General features: G+C 32.9%; 20 protein-coding genes. 10 read left to right on the top strand and 10 right to left on the bottom strand.

What is annotated here, in order from left to right; all coding sequences use genetic code 11:
* Nucleotides 1-40 precede the first annotated feature (40 nt).
* Genes JJQ60_RS12095 through JJQ60_RS12105 form a run of 3 tightly spaced genes read right to left on the bottom strand, consistent with a single transcriptional unit; the run spans nucleotide 41 to nucleotide 2796 of the window.
* Entirely contained in the window at nucleotides 41-1210 is a 1170-nt protein-coding gene (locus JJQ60_RS12095) for a peptidylprolyl isomerase (protein ID WP_201920109.1), read from the bottom strand.
* A 15-nt stretch (nucleotides 1211-1225) separates the two neighbouring features.
* Nucleotides 1226-1783 (bottom strand): gliding motility-associated peptidyl-prolyl isomerase GldI, encoded by a 558-nt coding sequence (gene gldI / locus JJQ60_RS12100; RefSeq protein ID WP_201920112.1) that lies wholly within the window; start codon nucleotides 1781-1783, stop codon nucleotides 1226-1228.
* Nucleotides 1780-2796, bottom strand: coding sequence for a DHH family phosphoesterase (locus JJQ60_RS12105; protein ID WP_201920115.1), 1017 nt, complete (start codon nucleotides 2794-2796; stop codon nucleotides 1780-1782). Before JJQ60_RS12105 ends, gldI begins: the two co-directional genes overlap by 4 nt.
* A gap of 78 nt (nucleotides 2797-2874) precedes the next feature.
* Here JJQ60_RS12105 and JJQ60_RS12110 point away from each other — a divergent pair, with 78 nt between their 5' ends.
* On the top strand, nucleotides 2875-3906 hold the full coding sequence (locus tag JJQ60_RS12110) for an alkaline phosphatase D family protein (RefSeq protein WP_201920117.1): 1032 nt from the start codon (nucleotides 2875-2877) through the stop codon (nucleotides 3904-3906).
* A 161-nt stretch (nucleotides 3907-4067) separates the two neighbouring features.
* Nucleotides 4068-4487, top strand: coding sequence for a nucleoside-diphosphate kinase (locus tag JJQ60_RS12115; protein WP_201920120.1), 420 nt, complete (start codon nucleotides 4068-4070; stop codon nucleotides 4485-4487).
* A 59-nt stretch (nucleotides 4488-4546) separates the two neighbouring features.
* On the opposite strand, the gene JJQ60_RS12120 is transcribed toward JJQ60_RS12115, so the two are convergent.
* The 4 genes from JJQ60_RS12120 to JJQ60_RS12135 all read right to left on the bottom strand — a co-directional run bounded on the left by JJQ60_RS12120 (nucleotide 4547) and on the right by JJQ60_RS12135 (nucleotide 9170).
* The gene (locus JJQ60_RS12120) at nucleotides 4547-7099 is read right to left on the bottom strand and encodes a TonB-dependent receptor (RefSeq protein WP_201920123.1); all 2553 of its coding nucleotides are present in this window, start codon (nucleotides 7097-7099) and stop codon (nucleotides 4547-4549) included.
* 97 nt (nucleotides 7100-7196) lie between these two features.
* The gene (locus JJQ60_RS12125) at nucleotides 7197-8111 is read right to left on the bottom strand and encodes a FecR family protein (protein ID WP_201920126.1); all 915 of its coding nucleotides are present in this window, start codon (nucleotides 8109-8111) and stop codon (nucleotides 7197-7199) included.
* 97 nt (nucleotides 8112-8208) lie between these two features.
* A complete protein-coding gene (locus JJQ60_RS12130) occupies nucleotides 8209-8589 on the bottom strand; it encodes a four helix bundle protein (protein ID WP_201920129.1) in 381 nt (126 codons plus the stop codon).
* 59 nt (nucleotides 8590-8648) lie between these two features.
* The gene (locus JJQ60_RS12135) at nucleotides 8649-9170 is read right to left on the bottom strand and encodes an RNA polymerase sigma factor (protein WP_201920132.1); all 522 of its coding nucleotides are present in this window, start codon (nucleotides 9168-9170) and stop codon (nucleotides 8649-8651) included.
* Nucleotides 9171-9342: 172 nt separating this feature from the next.
* On the opposite strand from JJQ60_RS12135, the gene JJQ60_RS12140 reads away from it, so the two are divergent.
* From JJQ60_RS12140 to JJQ60_RS12155, 4 genes are all read left to right on the top strand, one after another.
* Complete coding sequence (locus JJQ60_RS12140) at nucleotides 9343-10569, top strand: hypothetical protein (protein ID WP_201920135.1); 1227 nt, start codon at nucleotides 9343-9345, stop codon at nucleotides 10567-10569.
* Nucleotides 10570-10732: 163 nt separating this feature from the next.
* Nucleotides 10733-11443 carry a hypothetical protein gene (locus JJQ60_RS12145; protein WP_201920138.1) on the top strand — a complete coding sequence of 237 codons (711 nt, stop codon included), beginning with the start codon at nucleotides 10733-10735 and terminating at the stop codon, nucleotides 11441-11443.
* A gap of 423 nt (nucleotides 11444-11866) precedes the next feature.
* Nucleotides 11867-13042 (top strand): hypothetical protein, encoded by a 1176-nt coding sequence (locus JJQ60_RS12150; RefSeq protein ID WP_201920140.1) that lies wholly within the window; start codon nucleotides 11867-11869, stop codon nucleotides 13040-13042.
* 168 nt (nucleotides 13043-13210) lie between these two features.
* A complete protein-coding gene (locus tag JJQ60_RS12155) occupies nucleotides 13211-13612 on the top strand; it encodes an acyl-CoA thioesterase (protein WP_201920142.1) in 402 nt (133 codons plus the stop codon).
* Here the strand turns inward: JJQ60_RS12155 and JJQ60_RS12160 are convergent.
* From JJQ60_RS12160 to recF, 3 genes are read right to left on the bottom strand one after another with little or no spacing between them, the layout of a single operon-like run.
* Nucleotides 13598-13894 (bottom strand): DUF721 domain-containing protein, encoded by a 297-nt coding sequence (locus JJQ60_RS12160; RefSeq protein WP_201920144.1) that lies wholly within the window; start codon nucleotides 13892-13894, stop codon nucleotides 13598-13600. The genes JJQ60_RS12155 and JJQ60_RS12160 overlap by 15 nt on opposite strands.
* Nucleotides 13891-14307, bottom strand: coding sequence for a lipocalin family protein (locus JJQ60_RS12165; protein WP_201920146.1), 417 nt, complete (start codon nucleotides 14305-14307; stop codon nucleotides 13891-13893). Before JJQ60_RS12165 ends, JJQ60_RS12160 begins: the two co-directional genes overlap by 4 nt.
* A 4-nt stretch (nucleotides 14308-14311) precedes the next feature.
* Complete coding sequence (gene recF, locus JJQ60_RS12170) at nucleotides 14312-15409, bottom strand: DNA replication/repair protein RecF (RefSeq protein ID WP_201920149.1); 1098 nt, start codon at nucleotides 15407-15409, stop codon at nucleotides 14312-14314.
* Between the two features lie 136 nt (nucleotides 15410-15545).
* Here recF and JJQ60_RS12175 point away from each other — a divergent pair, with 136 nt between their 5' ends.
* The 4 genes from JJQ60_RS12175 (at nucleotide 15546) to mutL (ending at nucleotide 19344) form a co-directional block, all read left to right on the top strand.
* On the top strand, nucleotides 15546-16319 hold the full coding sequence (locus JJQ60_RS12175; protein WP_201920152.1) for a tetratricopeptide repeat protein: 774 nt from the start codon (nucleotides 15546-15548) through the stop codon (nucleotides 16317-16319).
* 71 nt (nucleotides 16320-16390) lie between these two features.
* Nucleotides 16391-16897, top strand: a complete 507-nt coding sequence (gene ribH, locus JJQ60_RS12180) for a 6,7-dimethyl-8-ribityllumazine synthase (protein WP_201920155.1) — start codon at nucleotides 16391-16393, stop codon at nucleotides 16895-16897.
* A 281-nt stretch (nucleotides 16898-17178) separates the two neighbouring features.
* The gene (locus JJQ60_RS12185) at nucleotides 17179-17466 is read left to right on the top strand and encodes a riboflavin synthase subunit beta (protein ID WP_201920159.1); all 288 of its coding nucleotides are present in this window, start codon (nucleotides 17179-17181) and stop codon (nucleotides 17464-17466) included.
* Nucleotides 17467-19344 (top strand): DNA mismatch repair endonuclease MutL, encoded by a 1878-nt coding sequence (gene mutL / locus JJQ60_RS12190; protein ID WP_201920163.1) that lies wholly within the window; start codon nucleotides 17467-17469, stop codon nucleotides 19342-19344. It abuts the gene before it with no gap.
* Nucleotide 19345: the final 1 nt, after the last annotated feature.

Below are 19345 nucleotides of genomic sequence, written 5' to 3' on the forward strand. Positions count from 1 at the left end.
CTCAATATTGAGATGCTTTTTTTATTTTATTTGTTCGTTTCTAGTGACCATGACCATCACCCTTTGAATGTCCTTGCGGAGCACTGTTAGGATCCTGTATGTCAACAATTTCTAGTTCGAAGATTAAGTCTGTATTAGGTGGGATTGGTCCAGCACCTCTTTCTCCATAGCCAAGGTGAGCAGGAATAAAAAGTATGGCTTTGTCTCCAACTTTCATTTGCTGTGCACCTTCTTTAAATCCAGGAATCATTTGAGCATCTGGTGAATAAGGCATTGGCATTGGCGCATACCCCTTTGGATGATCAGCTCTACGCTGGTCAAACGTTCCTGTTTCTTTTGCTACTTCAAGGATATTAGTATCAAATATTCTTCCATCGGCAAAATATCCCGCATAATTTACAAGTACAGTATCTGATGATTTTGGCTTTGTTCCATCACCTTCGGTTACAAAGGCTATTTCTAAACCACTGTCATATTTTTTAGCAGAAGCTTTTAACTCATTAAATTTTTTAGCAGTCGCTTCATTTCTTTCTTTTGCTAAACGCTCTTTTTCTGCTTTTTCTTCTTCAAGAGCTTTTAATTTATTAGTAAAAGCTGCGTCTGTATCAAAAGCTTTAGCATCAGAACCTTTACGGATGATATTTACTTCAAGCATTTTTATTTCACTCTCTGGCTTATCTCTAGGGCCTGTTTTGGCTACTCCAATGCTATCAATAATATCTTGTCCCATAACAATTTCTCCAAAAACAGTATGCTTTCCATTTAACCATGGGGTAGCTTTTAGCGTAATAAAGAATTGGCTACCATTAGTACCTGGTCCAGAATTAGCCATTGATAAAATCCCTTTTGATTTGTGTGTAAGTGAGTCCACAATCTCATCTGGAAATTTGTACCCCGGATCTCCTGTACCTGTTCCTAAGGGATCTCCTGTTTGGATCATAAAATCTTTAATGACTCTATGAAATATAATTCCGTTATAATATTTTTTCCCTTTATAAGTACTGTCTACCATTGTATTTGTACCTTCCGCTAATGATACAAAATTAGCAACGGTCATTGGAGTTTGGTCATGGTATAATTTTGCAACAGCCGTACCTTTGTTGGTTACAATTTCGGCATAAATACCTTCTTGTAAATCAGGGTATTTTTCATTACAACTACTCACAGTTATTGTGATAAGAGCTAAAAATAAAAGACTTAGTTTTTTCATTGTGTATTAAAAATTTTAATTTTTTGTTGTTGATTCTTTTGTGATTGTATTTAATGTTACTTCTGTCATTAACGGAATATTTGTCCCAATCTTATGATCATCGCCATAATATCCATATGCCTGGTATGAAGGAAAGAGAAAAGTAACAGTTTCACCTTCTTTCATAATCTTTAAACCTTCACGAAGACCTAAAAATAATTCTTCTTTATCGATGTAATAGGTAATGGTGTCTAATTCTTGTTGAGAGTATATTGTATTTCCTTTTAAATCTTTTACATCATAATTGAAATTTACAATATCTCCAAATTTGGGTGTTCTACTGGATATGGTGTCTTTTTTACTGTAGTAATACCAAAACCCTCCTTCAGAAGTTATATAATCATGCACTGTATCAGTATCAATAATTTTTTGAATTATTGCTTCTTCTTTTGCTGCAAGTTCTTTATTGCGATGAATAGATTTACTGTCACTAATAAAAGATCCTGATTTTATAGTTATAGGTTTTCTGGCTTCGGGCGCTTTACAAGAAAACATCAGAAAAAGAACACCTAACATTGAAAGAATTATTCTCATTGATTTAGGACATTTTTATAAGACGGTAAGATACTAATAAATTTATCAATGGTATCAGATAGCGAGAGATTACTTTTTCCTCCGGCAGCGTTATGATGGCCACCTCCCTCAAAATGATTTCTCGAGAATTCATTAACAGAAAAATCACCTTTAGAACGTAAAGATATTTTTATAATTCCTTCGCCTTTGTTTTCAATAAAAATCACTGCAAATTTAATCCCTTCAATAGATAATCCTAAGTTGACAAAACCTTCGGTATCTCCTTTTTTGAAATTATTTTGATCTAATTCTTTTTGAGACATGGATATATAGGCTGTATTATATTCAGGTAGCACTTTTAAATTATTTAATGCAATACCCTTTAATCTCAGTCTAGAAATTGTATTAGAATCATAGATTTTTTCATGAATACTGGTATTATCTGCGCCTTTGTCAATGAGATCTGCTACTACGCGGTGGGTAGTACTTGTAGTTGATCTAAACCTAAAAGATCCGGTATCAGTCATAATACCTACATAGATACAAGTGGCTATTTCTGGAGTGATTTTATCCAGGTCGTTCATTTTTTCAATGAAATGATAGATCATCTGACAGGTAGAACACATCGTTACATCACTATACGTGTATTTGGCATAATCATCTGGTTGTTGATGATGATCAATCATAACAAAAGTTGCCTTGGCTTTTGCTAGTATGTTTTCCATATCTCCACTTCTGGATAAGTGATTAAAATCTAAAGTAAAAATAAGATCAGCTTTTTCTATTTCAGAAATTGCAATATCAGTATTACTATCAAATTTAATTATGGTATCCTCTTTAGGAATCCATTTTAAAAAGTTTGGATACTCATTAGGTGTTATTACCTTAGAAGTATGACCTAAAGCAGTAAGATATTGATGCAATGCCAACGTTGAGCCAATTGCATCTCCATCAGGATTTTTGTGAGCGGTGATTACGATATTTTTCGGTGTGCGTAGCACCTCTTTTATTTCATGTATATCTTTATCATTCATAAGGCAGCGAATATACAATAAATAATATTTTAGTAATATTAGATCAACTAATTTTGTGTGACACTTATTTCAATGTATATGAAAATTAAAAAGATTGTAACTACAGTATTTTTATGCTACATCCAGTTGTGTTTTACACAAACAAGCAATGAGACAAATGCCTCAGATTTTATCATTGCGTTTGGAAGTTGTAATAAAGTAAACGAACCTCAACCTTTTTGGGAAGAAATTTTAAAAAATAATCCTAATGTATTTATTTGGGGAGGAGATAATATTTATGCCGATTCTGATGATATGAATGTGGTCAGCTTGGGTTACAAAACACAAAACAATAATGAAGGCTATAAAAAACTAAAACGATCTATACCCATAATGGCGACATGGGATGACCATGATTATGGAAAAAATGATGTAGGAGCCGAGTGGGAAAAGAAAAACGAAAGTCAACACTTGTTTTTGGATTTTTTAGGGATATCAGATGATAGCCCAAGAAGATTACAAGAAGGGGTATATACTTCAAAAGTATTTGATATCGAAAAGGGAAATGTAAAAGTAATAGTATTAGATACCCGATATTTTAGGTCTCCATTGAAAAAAAGTGCTATTGAAGGTAGGCGTTATGAACCTTATATGAATAATGAAGGAACTTTATTAGGAGAAAAGCAATGGAAATGGTTAGAAAAAGAGCTAGAAAGTAACTATTCTGATTTTGTAATTATTGTAAGCAGTATACAGTTTCTATCCTCAGAACATGGTTTTGAAACCTGGGGTAACTTTCCTCACGAGGTGGAACGACTTCAGCAATTGTTAGTAAGTAAAGCAGTAAGAAATGTCATTATACTTTCTGGAGATCGTCATATTTCTGAATTTTCGATGACTAAAATAAAGGGACTAAAATATCCGCTTGTTGATTTTACCTCGAGCGGATTAACGCACTCGCATTCTAATTATAAAGGAGAGTCTAATCGATATAGAGTGGGTAGAGTAATTTCAACTCCCAGCTTTGGATTACTCAAGTTTGACCTTGATACCTATACTGTTAATATGCAAATAAGAGGCAAAAATGGTATAGTGTATCAGGAATTTAAGAGACAATACCCAAAAAACTAAAAATTTAGTACCAATATTAAAAAGCATCAAAAATAATTCTTGTTTTTGATGCTTTTTAATATACTTTTGCACCAAAATTTAGAAAAAGGATTTTTATCCGAAATAATAATTCATAAAAATATTTCTATTTAATATAGAAGTAGACAACAAAACAAAATACGATGGCAACAAACAGAACTTTTACAATGCTTAAGCCGGATGCGGTAAGAAAAGGATACATTGGGGCAATCCTAGAGCAAATTACTGCTTCAGGTTTTAGAATTGTAGCAATGAAATTGACAGAACTTACTACTGCTGATGCTAAAGAGTTTTATGCAGTACATAAAGAGCGTCCTTTCTACGGAGAATTAGTAGACTATATGACTAGCGGTCCAATTGTGGCTGCTATTTTAGAAAAAGAAAATGCTGTAGAAGATTTTAGAACGTTAATCGGTGCAACTAACCCTGAAGAAGCGGCAGAAGGAACAATTCGTAAGAAGTATGCTACTTCAATTAGTGAAAATGCAGTACATGGTAGTGATAGTGATGAAAATGCAGCTATCGAAGGTGCTTTCCATTTTTCTGGAAGAGAGCAGTTCTAAGAAAGAACGATTTTATATAAAAAAACAAAAACCATCTCAAAGTTGAGATGGTTTTTTGATTACCAGAATACTCTAAAACTTAGATTAGGAGTAATGCCTAACGAAAAGATATCAGAGCTTATTAATTGATTTTCTAACGAGTTTGTAGCTCTAAACTCTTTGTTTAAGAGGTTTTTTCGATCATAAAGATTTAATACAGATAATCCGATTCGGTATTTGATATTAGGATTATACCCGATCTTAAAATCATAAATTGCAGAAAAATCTAATCTGTGATATACAGGAAGATTGTTACTATTGATTTTACCAAATTCTAGCACTACAAGTTCACCGCTTTCATCTACTCCTGATATATTTGTAAAAGCTTTACCTGTATGCCATAGCCATCCTAGCGAAAATTGGAAATTATCAATTTTATAGAAATGAGACCATTTTATGGTATGCTCTATATTCCAATTTCCAGGAAAAGACTCATTGTTATTGATGTTATCAAAAGTATTGCTCGTGTTGATATAAGAATAACTTACCCAGGTTTTGTATTTTCTGAACCTCTTTTTTAAAAAGAAATCAAGACCATAAACTGTACTTTTCCCAGTGTGATAGGTATTGTCTATTGGGTTGATAAAACCTGAGGTGAGCGTTGTGATGTCATCAATTTGTTTGTAATAGCTGTCAATATCAAAATACCATTTCTTTTTTCTGAAGCTACTGCCTAACGTATATTGATAACTAGTAATTATTGGAAATTTATCATTGTTTGCTAATGTCCATACTTGATTTTCGAGAGACAAATCACTCACTACTGATTCTTGAATCTGACTTACAGCTTGACTTCGATACTCTCCGCTAGCATTTATTTTCCAATTTTTGGTAAGGTGTTTTTGTATGAAAACTCTGGGTTCAATAAATGAAGTGTTTAATTCTGTATAATGATTAAATCGCAATCCTGCAGATATATATACGTTCTTTGGGTTTTCATATTTGTATTCGGCATATGCGGCATGTGTATTTAGAAATCGATCATCTTGGTCCAAAATCAACTCATAATCCGGAGTATTTGTTACAAAAGCATATCTGATATCATTATTCGAAAATTGATATCCTCCTGTAAGGTTCTGATAATCGGATATGTTGTAACGTAAATTCAAAGCTGCCCCAAAATCTCTAACACTATTCTTTTTGCTCTCAACTTCTGCAATCGTGCCCAGGTTCCTGGTTATAAATTGATAATTCAATACGTATTTTGCATAATACCCACTGGTTTGCATAGATAGATTACGGTTGTAAATGGTATTCCATTTAAAATTATATCCTTCATTTTCTGTGATGAGTGCATCGTTAAAAGATTCAGTAGCATTGCCTCTTCTGAAATCAAGATCATTTTTTCCGTAGATGGTATTGACTTCAAAGGTGTCATTTTGTGAAGGCTTTACAGTCAAATTTGCATTGTAATCTGTGTAATAGAAGTTGTTTTCCTCTTCATTGAGATTTGTTATCTCATTAATTTTGGTATTTTGAAAAACACGGTCTGCAAGTTGTTTATAGGTAAATGTTTCCAGTAAATCGGCATAAGATCTTCTTCCTGAAACCTGTAGTGATACCTTATCTTTGATAATTGGAGTATGTATTACGGCATCTGCATTGATCATATTAAAACCTGCACCTCCCGAAAAGCGTTCGGCAATTTTGTTTTCAGATTTGATATCAATAACTCCCGCAATGCGATCACCATATTGTGCGCTAATACCACTTTTAGAAAAATTAACTTCTTTTGCAACATATGGATTAAATGCGGATAACATCCCAAAAAAGTGTCCTTGCTGATAGGTTTTAATACCATTCCATAATACAAGGTTTTGATGGGGAGTGCTTCCTCTTACAAACAGACCCGAAGCAGTTTCGAATGGATTGTTTACTCCAGGGGTAAGTTGTACGCTTTGTAGAATATCAGGTTCTGTTCTTCCGGGAAGTACTTCTACATTTTTTAAATCTATATTGATTATCTTTTTATTTTGAGTGATTCCTTTGGCCAAATATTCTTGAATATAGACTTCATCTAGAACCTCTTCTTGCTCATGAATGAGATAGATTTTAGTACACTCCTTAGATAAAAAAAGATCAGAGCTTAGTACTTGTTGCCTAAATCCAGGGGCACTAATTAATACTACAGAGTTATAAGGAACTTTTTGATATTCGAAATAGCCATTTTGATCGGTTGAAGTATTGGCTCTAATGGCTTTAAAAAATATCCCAATATCTTTAAGAGGTTTATCTTCTTCATCTAAAACATAGCCACATACCGTAATAATATCTTTTTTAGAATATGCTCGTATTGTAACAAAATTACTACCCGTAAGCTCGAATTTAAAAGAAGTTTGTTCTTGAAGTTTTTGGAGTAGTTCTTTTAAAGAAAGTTTTGAGTCCAGAGCGATCGATAACTGCTTATCATCTATTAAATTGTCGATATAAGAAAATTTAAGATTATATATCTCCTCTATAGTCAGAATAGCTTCAGACAGAGGTTTGTTTTCTATCACAACGACTTTTGTTTCTTCCTGAGAAAAAACAGATATGCTCCATAAAAAAATGCATACAAATAAAAGTCTAATCATTCTTTTACTCGATAATCGAGATTTAAAATGCTTCGAGGCTCGCCTCGAAATCAAAATTATTTTCCAACAATGCCCTGCAGGCTTGCCCCAAAGTAGTCTACTTTTCTAGTACGACTGTCTTACCATCTTGAGATAGGCTATAGGTAATGCCTAAGGTACTAAAAACTGTTTTAAGAGCAACTTCTTGATCATTATTTGGAAAAGTTCCTGTATACATGGTTTCAAGGTCAATAGATGGTGATTTGATTTTTAGGTCGTATTGTTCTTCAAGCTCTTTAAAAACATATTTGATAGGAGTACTCCTAAAAGAGCTTGTATTACTAAGCCAGCTTGGTTGTTGCGTTGTAAAGGTCCATTGTTCTGGAATGTTATTTTCAAGGTTTCTATATGCTTTTCCTGCGGTAAGAATTTCTTTGTGATTTTTATTGAGAACACTAACCTTGCCTTCAAAACATCGAACTTCGAAGAAAGCGTTTTGTGATTGTACATTAAATTGAGTACCCAGTACAGTGACGTCTCCGTTCTTTGTTGCTACTGTAAATGTACTCCCTTTTTTTACTTTGAAATATGCTTCTCCATCCAGATTTACTAATCTGTTATCATCCCATTTTTTTTTATCAAAAATGGCATTTGATTTTGCATTTAAAATCATTTCTGAACCATCAGGAAGGGTAACAGTAAGTTGTTCTCCATACGTAGTACTAAATGATTCTCCTGAGTTAAACAAAAATAAACCTAGGATAATAGCAATAGAAGCCGCAGCAGCAAAATAGGGCCATAACTTCACAATTGACCCTGCTTTTTTTATGGGCTCATTACGCTGTTTTGATTTTAGAGCCGCAAGTTCCTTCTCAACATCGTACTCTTTTAGGTTCAAAGCATCTGCGCCAGCCATTATTTTTGTATAATGTTTATATTCTGGATGTGACTGAAACTCGCGAAGTTCTTCTTCTGAAAGTTCTCCGTTAATCCATCTTGATAAGAATATATCATCTTTTTTATCGTCCAACATAACTTCTATCTATATACAGTTAACGTCTTTATTTAGTTTTACCCTACCTTTTTTTAGTTATCAGTTTTCAGTTTCAGTACACAATCATTTCTTTTGACTAATATTTCAATACTCCTTTTACCCCAAATTTATTAGGATTATTAATCATGTAGTTTATCAAACTTCCAACCTCTTGGCTTTGAGATATAAGTTGATCAAAAGTGTTTTTGTCTATATATTTACAGGCTAAAGAAAATTCAAGCCATGTTTGAGTCTCAGTATTTTCTGCATCACTATCAGAGAGTTTACTAATAAAATTTTTTGCATAACGTCTCTTCCTATACGATTCTGAAATATTTGCGGATACACTTCTGGATGACCTTCTAATTTGATCTGTAAGAGCATATTTCTCCTCTTTTGGTAATCCTTTTGTGATTTCAAATATTTTCATTGCCAAATCAAATGATTTTTTATAGGCTAATAAATTTTTAAAATCCATACTTAATTCGTTTTTTATTTATTACTGCAAACTGAGACTTAATACTGAAAACTAGTTAATCAAATATTCCCAATCTTCTTCCTAAGAGTTAACAAGGCTTTATGCATCAATTTTTCAATAGCTTTAACCGAAACACCCGATAATTCTGCTATTTCTTTATAGGTTTTTTTATCTATTCTACTTAACAAGAAAACTTCTCGCTGTCTTTCTGGTAATTGCGCAATGGCATTCTTTAATTTATCCATGTACTCTTTTTCCAAAGCAATAAATTCAGGAGATTCATGATGTACATCACTCTTACGTTGTGTAATATAATTTTGGTATTTAAATTTTACCTTCTGATGCCGAGCATTGCTAATTCCTAAATTGGTAGCAATAGTGTATACATAACTTTTTGCCTTATCCAGAGAAACCTTAGCGCAGTTGTTCCATAATTTAATGAATGCATCTTGGACAATGTCTTCTGCTTGATCCAAATCTCCAAATTTATAATACAGGTAATTCCTCAAAAGTTTTGAGTGACTTTTGAAAAACTGATCAAAAGCTTGTTCGTTACATGTAGAGTTTTTATCGTCAGACATTTGGGGTATATAATTGTGTTACCAAATCTAGATTTTTTTTCTTAGCTATCAAAAAAATAAAAGATTGTAAATGCAAAAGGGGGTAGGGTAAGCTTTTTTTAAGGCGTTTCATTTATGTGAAGCAATACTAGTGAGCTAAACATAATATGAATAACCCTTAAATAATTATACCATGAAAAAACTTAGTATTTGGTTACTTTCTATATTAACAATGTTATTTGTAATAACATCATGTGAGATCAATGAAGAATTTGATAGATGTCCAGAATTAGCATTTACATTTCAGAAACTAGATTCTGTTCGTTTAGATAAAGTTGATGATACAATATCTAATGACTCTCTATTTGGTTATTATAAGTTTACCGCAGATTTCCCCAATATTGAAGAGACAGCTTATGAGTGGTTTGTTAATGATAGTTTGGTGGATTCAGAATTGATTTTGGATGACCGCGATAATATGTATGTAGGATTTTTTGAACCTGGGATCTATAATATTTGCATTTTTTCTGAAACTCCAGAATGCCCAGAAGGAACTTCGTATTGCAAAACGCTAAGAGTAGGAGTAACAAATCCAGCTTGTCCAGAGCTTAAATTTATAACTAGAACCGATACACTTCCTTCAGGTAAAGTTAATTATAAGTTTATTGCCGATTTTGAAGGTATTGAAGAAGTGTCATACGGTTGGTTTATCAATGGAGACCTGGTTGAAGATTCAGCACCAGGTGAAGACAATTACTTAAGATGGGATTTTGAAAAACCTGGAGTTTACGAAGTATGTATCAAGACAGAAACACCAGATTGTCCAGAAGGAACTTCATATTGTGAAGAAGTAGTGGTGAGAGAAAATGGAAATTGCCCTGAGATTTCTTTTGATAAAGAAATAGAACCAGGAACTGTAGGTACTTATGTTTTTGAAGCAAATATTGAAGGTGCAGATGAAATTAGTGAGATTATATGGCTCGTAAATGGAGAATATGTTGAATCGCCAGGGGATCCACAGGTTGGAAGTAGAATTTTAGTGTATCAATTTGAAAACGGTATACATGAAGTATGCTTAAAAGTTATAACTCCTGATTGTCCAGAAGGAGTAAAGTATTGCAAAGAAATTCGTGTAGGCAATTGCCCAGACTTATTCTTTGAATATGAGCAAGATGGTGATAACCTTGCGTATTACTTCTATCCTAGTGCCTTTGATGGAATTGATGAAGTTACTTTAGAATGGTTTGTTAATGGAGATTATGTAGGCAAATCTCCCGATTTCCCGCATAATAATCCTTTTTATTATCAATTTAATGCCCCGGGAAGATATGAGGTGTGTTTAATGATTGAAACTCCAGATTGCCCAGCAGGAACTTCAGTATGTAAGGTTATTGAGATTCCAGATGGTGTACAAGAATAAAATATTTACAATAGGTTAGTTAGGTTAGATTAATTAGGTTGATTCCCCAGAAGTATAACTAGTACTTTTGGGGAATTTTTTTGTCTTTATATCAAATACGAAGTATAAGGACTTTAAAATGAACTTTTATGTTAATTTTAGGTTCTTTAAAAAAATGATAAAAATGTCACAGGAGCATTACCAAACTAAACTCGAAATTTTAGAAGCATTACCAAAAGATTTGATTAAAAAACCAGATTTACCTATAGATACAGCAATACAAGAAGCTGAAAACCGATATGTGTGGGCTAAACAAGATGCTGATATACTTGTAAAACAAATTAACTTTGATTGGATAGGATGTGGAGAAGATCTTATCGTTCGTGCCGGGGCATTACGTTATGCTCAATCATTATGGGAACAAGAACGTAAAAGTATTGGAGAGGCTAAAAAACTATGGAAAGAAAAAGCACTCATAGCTTTAGCACTTAGAGGCGAACTGCTTGCAGCTTTTAAGTATGCCTATCATAATAGAAATGACCTTTTGAGTATTTTAAAAACTATTAGTAAAGGAAAGAAAAACACAGATGTGATACAAGACTTAAGTGATCTTAGTACATTAGGAGCCAATAATACAAAAGAATTAAAAGTGATTAATTTTGATATAAATAAGCTTGAAAAAGCAGCTTTGTTGTCAAAAGAAATGGCAACATTATTAGCTAAAGCCAATGCCGAAACATTAAAAAACAGCACTGTTAAAGATATAAGAAATCGGGCCTATATTCACCTTAAAGAAGCTATGGATGCCCTGTCTAGAGCTGGAAAATATGTCTTCAAAGATAATCCTGATCGGTTCAAAGGGTATATTAATCAATATTATAAAAAGAAAAGATAAGAATAAGATGTTTTTTGATAGATTAGTATTTTGATATATACTCCTGTATTTAAAAATAAAACTCCTGCATTTAAAATAAACTTCCTGTATATAGATAAATATTTCCTGTATAAAAATATACTATTCCTGCATATATATTTAAGATTCCTGCAATACAGGAGAATTAAATATATATACAGGAATTATATAAAATAATACAGGAGCATTATATTTAATACAGGAGATATAAAATATATGCAGGAAATATAAATATAATTACAGGAATACTGTAAAAATATACAGGAAATATAATTATATGTTATTGGCTATCGACCATATGCTATAGACTATCGGCTATCGATCATTAACCAAAAACAAAGGGTAGGGTAATGTAGCTTTCATTCGTTATACTTATATTAGAAGCTTAAATAGAAGAATTATATTATGCTAAAATCATCAATTACAATACTATATGCAATTACAATACTGGTAGCAGTACTGCTTGTTGGTTGTGTAAGTGATGATCAAGCTGATTTTCCTAATAATAGTCAAATTAATATTACATCTAATGCCGCAGTGGTGTCTCTTCTTAAAAACCTGGTTTCAGAAACTGATGCCTTATCCGAAGATCAACAGTGTTTTAAATTTAATTACCCGATTGTTTTAGGGTATAATAATGATTCAAATATAAGTATAGAGAGCTACGCAGGATTATTAAGTACAATTGCCGCTCAGAGCTCTAATTTTAATATTACGGGGGTACAATTTCCGATAGAGATTACCTTCAGAAATACAAGTGCACGTATTCGTATTGAAAACGAACAAGAATTACTTTCACTTTTAACTGAATGTGGGTATACAAGCCTACGCGACGAATTTGAAAGGCTATTTAGACAATGTTTTACTTTTGATTTTCCGGTAACTGTTTTAGATAGTATTAAAAGAGAGGTTCCTATAACTACAGATCAAGAGTTTGATACTTTCTTTAATGGTCAAAATAAAAACTACCAACCAGAATTTAAGTTTCCTTTAAACTTGTTGGTTGGGTCTGATGCTGTTTCAGAACAGATACAAACATATTTTGATTTTTATGAGGTTGTTGATGCCTGTCCAGGTTGTCCGTCTATACGTATCGATAGTTCTAGGGTTTCTAACACCATGTATAGATTTATTGCTGATTTTGAAATTAAACCAGAATACGAATTGTTTTGGATCGTTGATCAAGAAACATTTCCTTTTGTAGAAGGAGAGAATGCTATTACTCGTGGGTTTGACTTTGGTTTGCACAAAGTGTGTATTAAAGCAACCTCCCCAGATTGCCTTTCAGGAATAGAAGAATGTAAAGACATTACAGTTTGCCCAGAGTTATTTTTTATAGCAGAACAAGAAGGTGTTACTACAACATATACATTCGCCGCAGATTTTCCCGAAATACAAGATGTTCCTTATAAATGGCTGGTCAATGGGGAGTTTCAGGAAAATGATGGAGGACCTGGTGCAGATAATATGTTTACTTTTCAGTTTGAACCAGGATCTAATAATGAAGTTTGTATCCTTTCTGAAATAACCGGATGCGCAGAGATTTCTAAATTTTGTGTACAAATTGAGGTTCCTCAATAATATATAACCAGTATTTATCTATCAAAATGGTAAAAAATTATATTTATTATTCTTGATCTATTAGAACTTTTAAATGTAAATTTTTAAAGTGATAATTCTTTCCTGAATGGTTCTAAATAGGCTATTACTTGTGTTATTTTCAATAATTTTATAACAAACAAAAAAACTATGAGATACCATACAAGGAAAATTGTAAAGCCGGGAGACTTAAATCCAAACGATACATTATTTGGTGGAAGATTACTAGAATGGATTGATGAAGAAGCTGCATTATATGCAGGAATACAATTAGAAAATAGAAGAGTAGTTACCAAGTATATGTCTGAAATCAATTTTGTGAGTTCTGCAGTGCAGGGCGATATCATAGAAATTGGCGTTGATGTGGTAAAATTTGGAACATCTTCTTTGATATTAAAATGCGAAGTAAGAAATAAGTTAACTCGTAATACAATTATTAAGATTGAGAATATTACAATGGTTAATCTAGATGAAAAAGGGAAACCAACCCCACATGGAAAAACCAAAATTGAATACGTAAAAGATAGATTAGAAAAATTATCTCAGAACTAATTTTTTAATCAATTCTTTGCCTAGCTCTTCATTAAGGTTAGTAATTATTTTTTCTTTACCATAGCCTAGTTCTTCTCTTAATACAGATGAAGAGAGCTGAACAAATAATGTATCGCGTTCGAGTTTAATATTTTGGGTGTATTTGGTAATTGCTGGACCCATTACTTTTTCCCATACGTCTCTTACAGCAACCTTATCCAAACCTTTTTGAAGGTTATTGTCGGTAACGAAGTCTTTTAAAACATCGCCTAAACTCTGGTGTTCCTGATGGCGTTTGGTCATTCTAATGTTATCTTTTGATACGGTTTGTAAAAGTACATATTTCCAGCCTCATTTTTGATAATGATCTGATTTTCTTTTGCAAGTATAACGGTCTCTGTCCAGCCTGAAAGCGAGGTCTTGTAATGCATTCTTAGGCTGTCGTTTTCAATTTTTAGGGTAAACACTTCACTATCGTTTGACGTGATAAAGCTCCCATCTAATCTTGGTTGCACTTTTTTACGAATTCCAATAGAGTCTTTAATTTCAAAAAAGTCAATGCTCTGGTTAAAGGTATATTCTTTTTCAATTCCATTAGATAGTAGTACTCGTTCTATTTCCCAATATCCATTAATGTGTTTTGTAAAACTTTCTGGATGAGGTTTTGAGCAAGAAAAAACACTAATCAATGCTAGGTAAAATACAGTTTTTCTCATTTTCTTATGAATTTGTCTTTTCTTCCAGTTTGAAAATTTTATACGATTGCGAAATCTTTTTCACCACTTCTTCGGTTCTATCTGCATGTGTGTCACTAATAAAGAGTTGTCCAAAATTTTGATCATCTACAAGCTTTATAATATGTTCTACGCGCTTCTCATCAAGCTTATCAAAAATATCATCTAATAGAAGTATGGGGTTCACTTTGCTGTGATTTTTGATAAAATCAAACTGTGCTAGTTTTAACGCAATCAAAAAAGACTTTTGCTGACCTTGACTACCAAATTTTTTGATAGGATGTGAGTCTATTTCAAAGGATAAATCATCTTTATGTGTTCCTACACTGGTGTACTGTAAGGTTCTATCTTTTGCCAGGTTTTCCTCTAACAACGTTAACAGGTCGGTTTTTGTTAGTTTACTTTGATATTCTATAGATACATGTTCTTTTCCGGAGCTTATGGCTTGGTATCTATCAATAAAAATAGGGATAAAAACTTCTAAGAATTCTTTTCTCTTTTTATGAATAATACTTCCGGATTCATATAGTTGTTGGTTATAAACATCTAATGTAGTTGGATCAAAGGTGTTATTGGCAACAAAGTATTTCAATAGGGCATTACGTTGGGATACTAGTTTTGTATATTGTAAAAGAGTCGTTAAATAGTTTTGATCGCTTTGAGAAATTACGCCATCTATAAATTTACGACGCATATCGCTGCCTTCAGTAATTAAGTCTCTATCTGCAGGGGATATTATTACTAAAGGTAAAAAGCCAATATGTTCCCTAAAGGTTTCATAAGCTTTACCATTACGTTTGATTACCTTTTTTTGACCTCTTTTAACGCTTACGATTACTTTTTCATCACGATCCTCTTTGGTGTATAATCCATCAATAACAAAAAAATCTGTGCCATGCTTAATATTTTGACTGGTAATTGGATTAAAATAACTCTTTCCAAAAGATAGGTGATAAATGGCATCCAAAATGTTTGTTTTTCCGACTCCATTATTTCCAACAAAACAATTTATCTTATCATCAAAATCGAAATTGATGGATTCAAAATTTTTATAATTGATTAAAGAAAGAGATTTTAAAATCATAAAACACTGATCATCAGGGAGTGGTAACTATAAAGAAATTCGTAATTATTCCTTGCAAAATATTGAAAAATAATAAATAGTTGTGCTTTTAATTATGAATAAAAATTTTATTTTTGCCCTTCATTAAAGAAAATTTATGGCAACTTATAAGAAAAGAGGACACAAACCTAAAAATAAAGCTGAAGAAGTTGAACAAATTGAAGATAAATCAACAACTGCAGAGGTATTTAATACACTAGATGAAGGTGCTTCTAAAACCGAAGAATGGGTTGCGGCAAACCAAAAGTATATACTTGGGGCCGTAGCGGTTATAGCTCTTGTGATATTAGGGTATCTTGGTTTTCAGAAATTCATTCAAGAGCCAAAAGAACAAGAAGCTGCAAATGAAATGTTTAAAGCTCAACAATATTTTGATAATGCAGTAAATGGCAACACGACTGTTCGTGATTCATTATATACTTTAGCTCTTAATGGAGGTGAAGGTAAGTATGGTTTTTTAGAAATAATAGAGAATTATGGTGGTACTAAGGCTGCAAACCTTGCAAATTATTATGCAGGTTTTTCTTACCTTAACATGAATAAGTACCAAGAAGCTATAGAATATCTAGATAACTTCAAAAGTGATGACCAGATGCTCGGTCCATTAGCCTTAGGAGGTATAGGAGATGCTTTTTCGCAGTTAGATCAAGTAGAAGAAGCATTAGGATACTATGAAAAAGCTGCACAAACTAAAACTAATGATTTTACAACGCCTAAGTTTTTATTGAAAGCTGCAATAACTGCAATATCATTAAATAAAACTGATGCGGCAATTTCTTATTTAGAACGTATTAAAGAAGAATTTCCTAAAAGCGTTGAAGCTAATCAAGTAGATGTTCATCTTGGTCAAGCTCAGGCAATGAAACAATAGTTTATAGTTTAAAGTTTCGGGTTTTAAAAGAAACTTTGAACTTGAAACATAAAAACGATAAACTAATCATCATGGCTACAGAAAATAAAAATTTATCACAATACGATAAAGCAACAATCCCAAACGCGAAAAATTTTCGGTTTGGGATTGTTGTTTCAGAATGGAATGAAAATATAACACAAGGTCTTTTTCAGGGGGCTTTTGATGCATTAATTGACTGCGGTGCTATAAAGGAAAACATTGTACGATGGAATGTTCCTGGTAGTTTTGAACTGATTTATGGCTGTAAAAAAATGCTGGAATCTTTTGATATGCTTGATGCCGTTATTGCAATTGGAAGCGTTATTCAAGGCGAAACTAAGCATTTTGACTTTGTTTGCGAAGGGGTTACTCAAGGCATCAAAGATTTAAATATTCAAGGGGATATCCCTGTCATTTTTTGTGTGTTAACCGATAATACAATGCAACAATCCATAGATCGTTCAGGTGGTAAGCATGGTAATAAAGGGACTGAAGCTGCTATAGCAGCAATTAAAATGGCACAACTGCGCAAAGATGCTAAATTCTACAAAGAGTAATTTTTGAGTTTGATTGTATAGGTTTTTAATTCGGCTTTTTTGGATGTGGTACGTTATTTGTACTATGCATCTCGTGTTGCGGTATATGTACTTAATTCATTATTCAACACAATAAAAACAAGTTCTGACATTCAGATAGGTTTACGGTTTTTGTCCCTTCAATTTTTGTGAGTGGTTTTAAAAACATAAGCCTTTAGCTAAAAATTATTAACCACTTTCATTGTTATTGTAATGCTAAAAGCTTTAGATTACAGTGCATTTTGAGTATATTTGATTCGATTATGGGAATATTTAAAACAAGAAAAAATAAAAAATTCAGTTATTCTCCGCGTTATTGGGATGATAATGGTGAGGGTAGCCCATACCAGATAGAAAACAGGTTTGATAAATTTCGAAATGTTGGAAAGAGTAATAATTTTAAAGACAAGTTTTCAACGGCTTGGGAAGAATTAAAACAAGGTTCTGACAAGAAGGTGAATCGTAGAGTTTTGTGGATTTTTCTTATACTGCTTTTTCTTTTTTTGTATCTCATAGATTTTGATTTATCCATATTTACTGCAAGACGATAAATGTCTGATATTATTCAACTATTACCAGATCACGTGGCCAACCAGATTGCTGCAGGGGAAGTGGTTCAAAGACCAGCTTCAGTAGTTAAAGAGTTGCTAGAAAATGCTATTGATGCGCATTCTGATCATATAAAACTAATTATTAAAGAAGCAGGTAAAACTCTTATTCAGGTTATTGATAATGGTGTGGGGATGAGTGTTACCGATGCGAGACTTAGCTTTGAGCGTCATGCAACTTCAAAAATAAGAGCAGCAGAAGATCTTTTCGAGATTAATACTAAAGGTTTTAGAGGTGAAGCTTTGGCATCCATAGCTGCTATTGCGCATGTTGAGCTTAAAACTAAGCAGGAGAATGCTGAGGTTGGTACCGAAATTAAAATTGAAGGTAGTGAAGTGATCTCACAAGAGGTGTGTGTTACGCCAAAGGGTACCTCTATTAGTGTTAAGAATTTGTTTTATAATATTCCGGCTCGTCGAAATTTTCTGAAATCAAATGCTGTAGAACTACGTCATATCATAGATGAGTTTCACCGTGTTGTTATGGCGCACCCATCAATACGATTTGATATGTATCATAATGGGAGTGAGGTTTTTAATTTACCATCGTCTAATCAGCGCCAACGTATTGTAAATATTTTTGGAGGAAAAACAAATGAAAAACTAGTACCCATTAAAGAAGAAACTGATCTTGTTGCTATTGGTGGTTTTGTGGGTAAACCCGAATATGCTAAAAGATCACGTGGAGAACAATTTTTCTTTGTAAATGACCGGTTTATTAAAAGTGGCTATCTAAACCATGCTGTTAATGCTGCTTTTGAAGGCTTGTTGAAAGATAAAGCTCACCCTAGTTATTTTATTTATTTGAAAGTAGATCCAAAATCTATCGATATTAATATTCATCCTACAAAAACAGAAATTAAATTTGAAGACGAACATGCATTATATGCTATGTTGCGCTCTACTATAAAACATAGTTTAGGACAGTTTAATGTAGCGCCTGTTTTAGATTTTAATCGGGATTCTTCTATGGATACACCATATGAGTATAAAAGTAAGATAGCTCAGGCACCTACTATTGAAGTGGATCGGGATTTTAATCCATTTAAAGAAGAGAAAAAATCAGTATCAGGTTCTTCCTCTTCAGGTAAAAACTACTCTTCATTTAAAAAAGAATCAGCTGGGAGCTGGGAAAACCTATATGTGGGATTAGAATCAGAAATGACTACCCCTAAGTCAACAGAGAATGAATTTTCATCAGTTGAATTTGAAAGTACCGAAGCTACCGGTTCTTTGTTTGAAGCCGAAGATAAAAAAGTAGGGCACCATACCACATATCAGCTTAGAAAAAAATATATTGTGACTACCATTAAAAGTGGAATGGTAATTATAAATCAAAATAGAGCACATCAACGAATCTTATACGAAGAGTTGTTAAAAAATATTACGATGGCTAGTGCTGTAAGTCAACAATTATTGTTTCCACTTACACTTTCTTTTTCTAAAAAAGAAGTAGCATTACTAGAAACAGTCAAAGAGCAATTAGAGAACACGGGATTTGTGTTTGGCGAATTGTCTGTGGGAGAGATAGAAATAAAAGCCATACCTTCTGTGGTATCCGAAAAAGAAGTTTCAGTTTTGTTTGAGCAATTGCTAAGTGATCTCGAAAACGAAGTACCCGATACTGGTTTCTCTCAAACCGATGCATTGGCAAGATCAATTGCCAAGAGTATTGCAATAAGAACAGGAGTAGATTTGGCCCCAGAGCAACAACAGTATATGGCAAATAGTCTTTTTGCCTGTACAGAACCTACAGTAACACCAGATAATAAGCCGACTTTCATCACGTTAACTGTAGATGAGATCGATAAGAAATTTTAAT

It is taken from the genome of Aquimarina mytili, assembly GCF_016735115.1.
In the GTDB taxonomy this organism is placed as follows: domain Bacteria; phylum Bacteroidota; class Bacteroidia; order Flavobacteriales; family Flavobacteriaceae; genus Aquimarina; species Aquimarina mytili.

What these genes read in the sequence shown, in the direction of transcription:
- JJQ60_RS12165 (WP_201920146.1), bottom strand. Translation starts at nt 14,307, where the DNA reads ATGAGAAAAACTGTATTTTACCTAGCATTGATTAGTGTTTTTTCTTGC.
- mutL (WP_201920163.1), top strand. Translation starts at nt 17,467, where the DNA reads ATGTCTGATATTATTCAACTATTACCAGATCACGTGGCCAACCAGATT.
- JJQ60_RS12130 (WP_201920129.1), bottom strand. Translation starts at nt 8,589, where the DNA reads ATGGATTTTAAAAATTTATTAGCCTATAAAAAATCATTTGATTTGGCA.
- ribH (WP_201920155.1), top strand. Translation starts at nt 16,391, where the DNA reads ATGGCTACAGAAAATAAAAATTTATCACAATACGATAAAGCAACAATC.
- JJQ60_RS12135 (WP_201920132.1), bottom strand. Translation starts at nt 9,170, where the DNA reads ATGTCTGACGATAAAAACTCTACATGTAACGAACAAGCTTTTGATCAG.
- JJQ60_RS12150 (WP_201920140.1), top strand. Translation starts at nt 11,867, where the DNA reads ATGCTAAAATCATCAATTACAATACTATATGCAATTACAATACTGGTA.
- JJQ60_RS12115 (WP_201920120.1), top strand. Translation starts at nt 4,068, where the DNA reads ATGGCAACAAACAGAACTTTTACAATGCTTAAGCCGGATGCGGTAAGA.
- JJQ60_RS12185 (WP_201920159.1), top strand. Translation starts at nt 17,179, where the DNA reads ATGGGAATATTTAAAACAAGAAAAAATAAAAAATTCAGTTATTCTCCG.
- JJQ60_RS12175 (WP_201920152.1), top strand. Translation starts at nt 15,546, where the DNA reads ATGGCAACTTATAAGAAAAGAGGACACAAACCTAAAAATAAAGCTGAA.
- JJQ60_RS12120 (WP_201920123.1), bottom strand. Translation starts at nt 7,099, where the DNA reads ATGATTAGACTTTTATTTGTATGCATTTTTTTATGGAGCATATCTGTT.
- JJQ60_RS12155 (WP_201920142.1), top strand. Translation starts at nt 13,211, where the DNA reads ATGAGATACCATACAAGGAAAATTGTAAAGCCGGGAGACTTAAATCCA.
- JJQ60_RS12110 (WP_201920117.1), top strand. Translation starts at nt 2,875, where the DNA reads ATGAAAATTAAAAAGATTGTAACTACAGTATTTTTATGCTACATCCAG.
- JJQ60_RS12140 (WP_201920135.1), top strand. Translation starts at nt 9,343, where the DNA reads ATGAAAAAACTTAGTATTTGGTTACTTTCTATATTAACAATGTTATTT.
- JJQ60_RS12145 (WP_201920138.1), top strand. Translation starts at nt 10,733, where the DNA reads ATGTCACAGGAGCATTACCAAACTAAACTCGAAATTTTAGAAGCATTA.
- gldI (WP_201920112.1), bottom strand. Translation starts at nt 1,783, where the DNA reads ATGAGAATAATTCTTTCAATGTTAGGTGTTCTTTTTCTGATGTTTTCT.
- recF (WP_201920149.1), bottom strand. Translation starts at nt 15,409, where the DNA reads ATGATTTTAAAATCTCTTTCTTTAATCAATTATAAAAATTTTGAATCC.
- JJQ60_RS12125 (WP_201920126.1), bottom strand. Translation starts at nt 8,111, where the DNA reads ATGTTGGACGATAAAAAAGATGATATATTCTTATCAAGATGGATTAAC.
- JJQ60_RS12160 (WP_201920144.1), bottom strand. Translation starts at nt 13,894, where the DNA reads ATGACCAAACGCCATCAGGAACACCAGAGTTTAGGCGATGTTTTAAAA.
- JJQ60_RS12095 (WP_201920109.1), bottom strand. Translation starts at nt 1,210, where the DNA reads ATGAAAAAACTAAGTCTTTTATTTTTAGCTCTTATCACAATAACTGTG.
- JJQ60_RS12105 (WP_201920115.1), bottom strand. Translation starts at nt 2,796, where the DNA reads ATGAATGATAAAGATATACATGAAATAAAAGAGGTGCTACGCACACCG.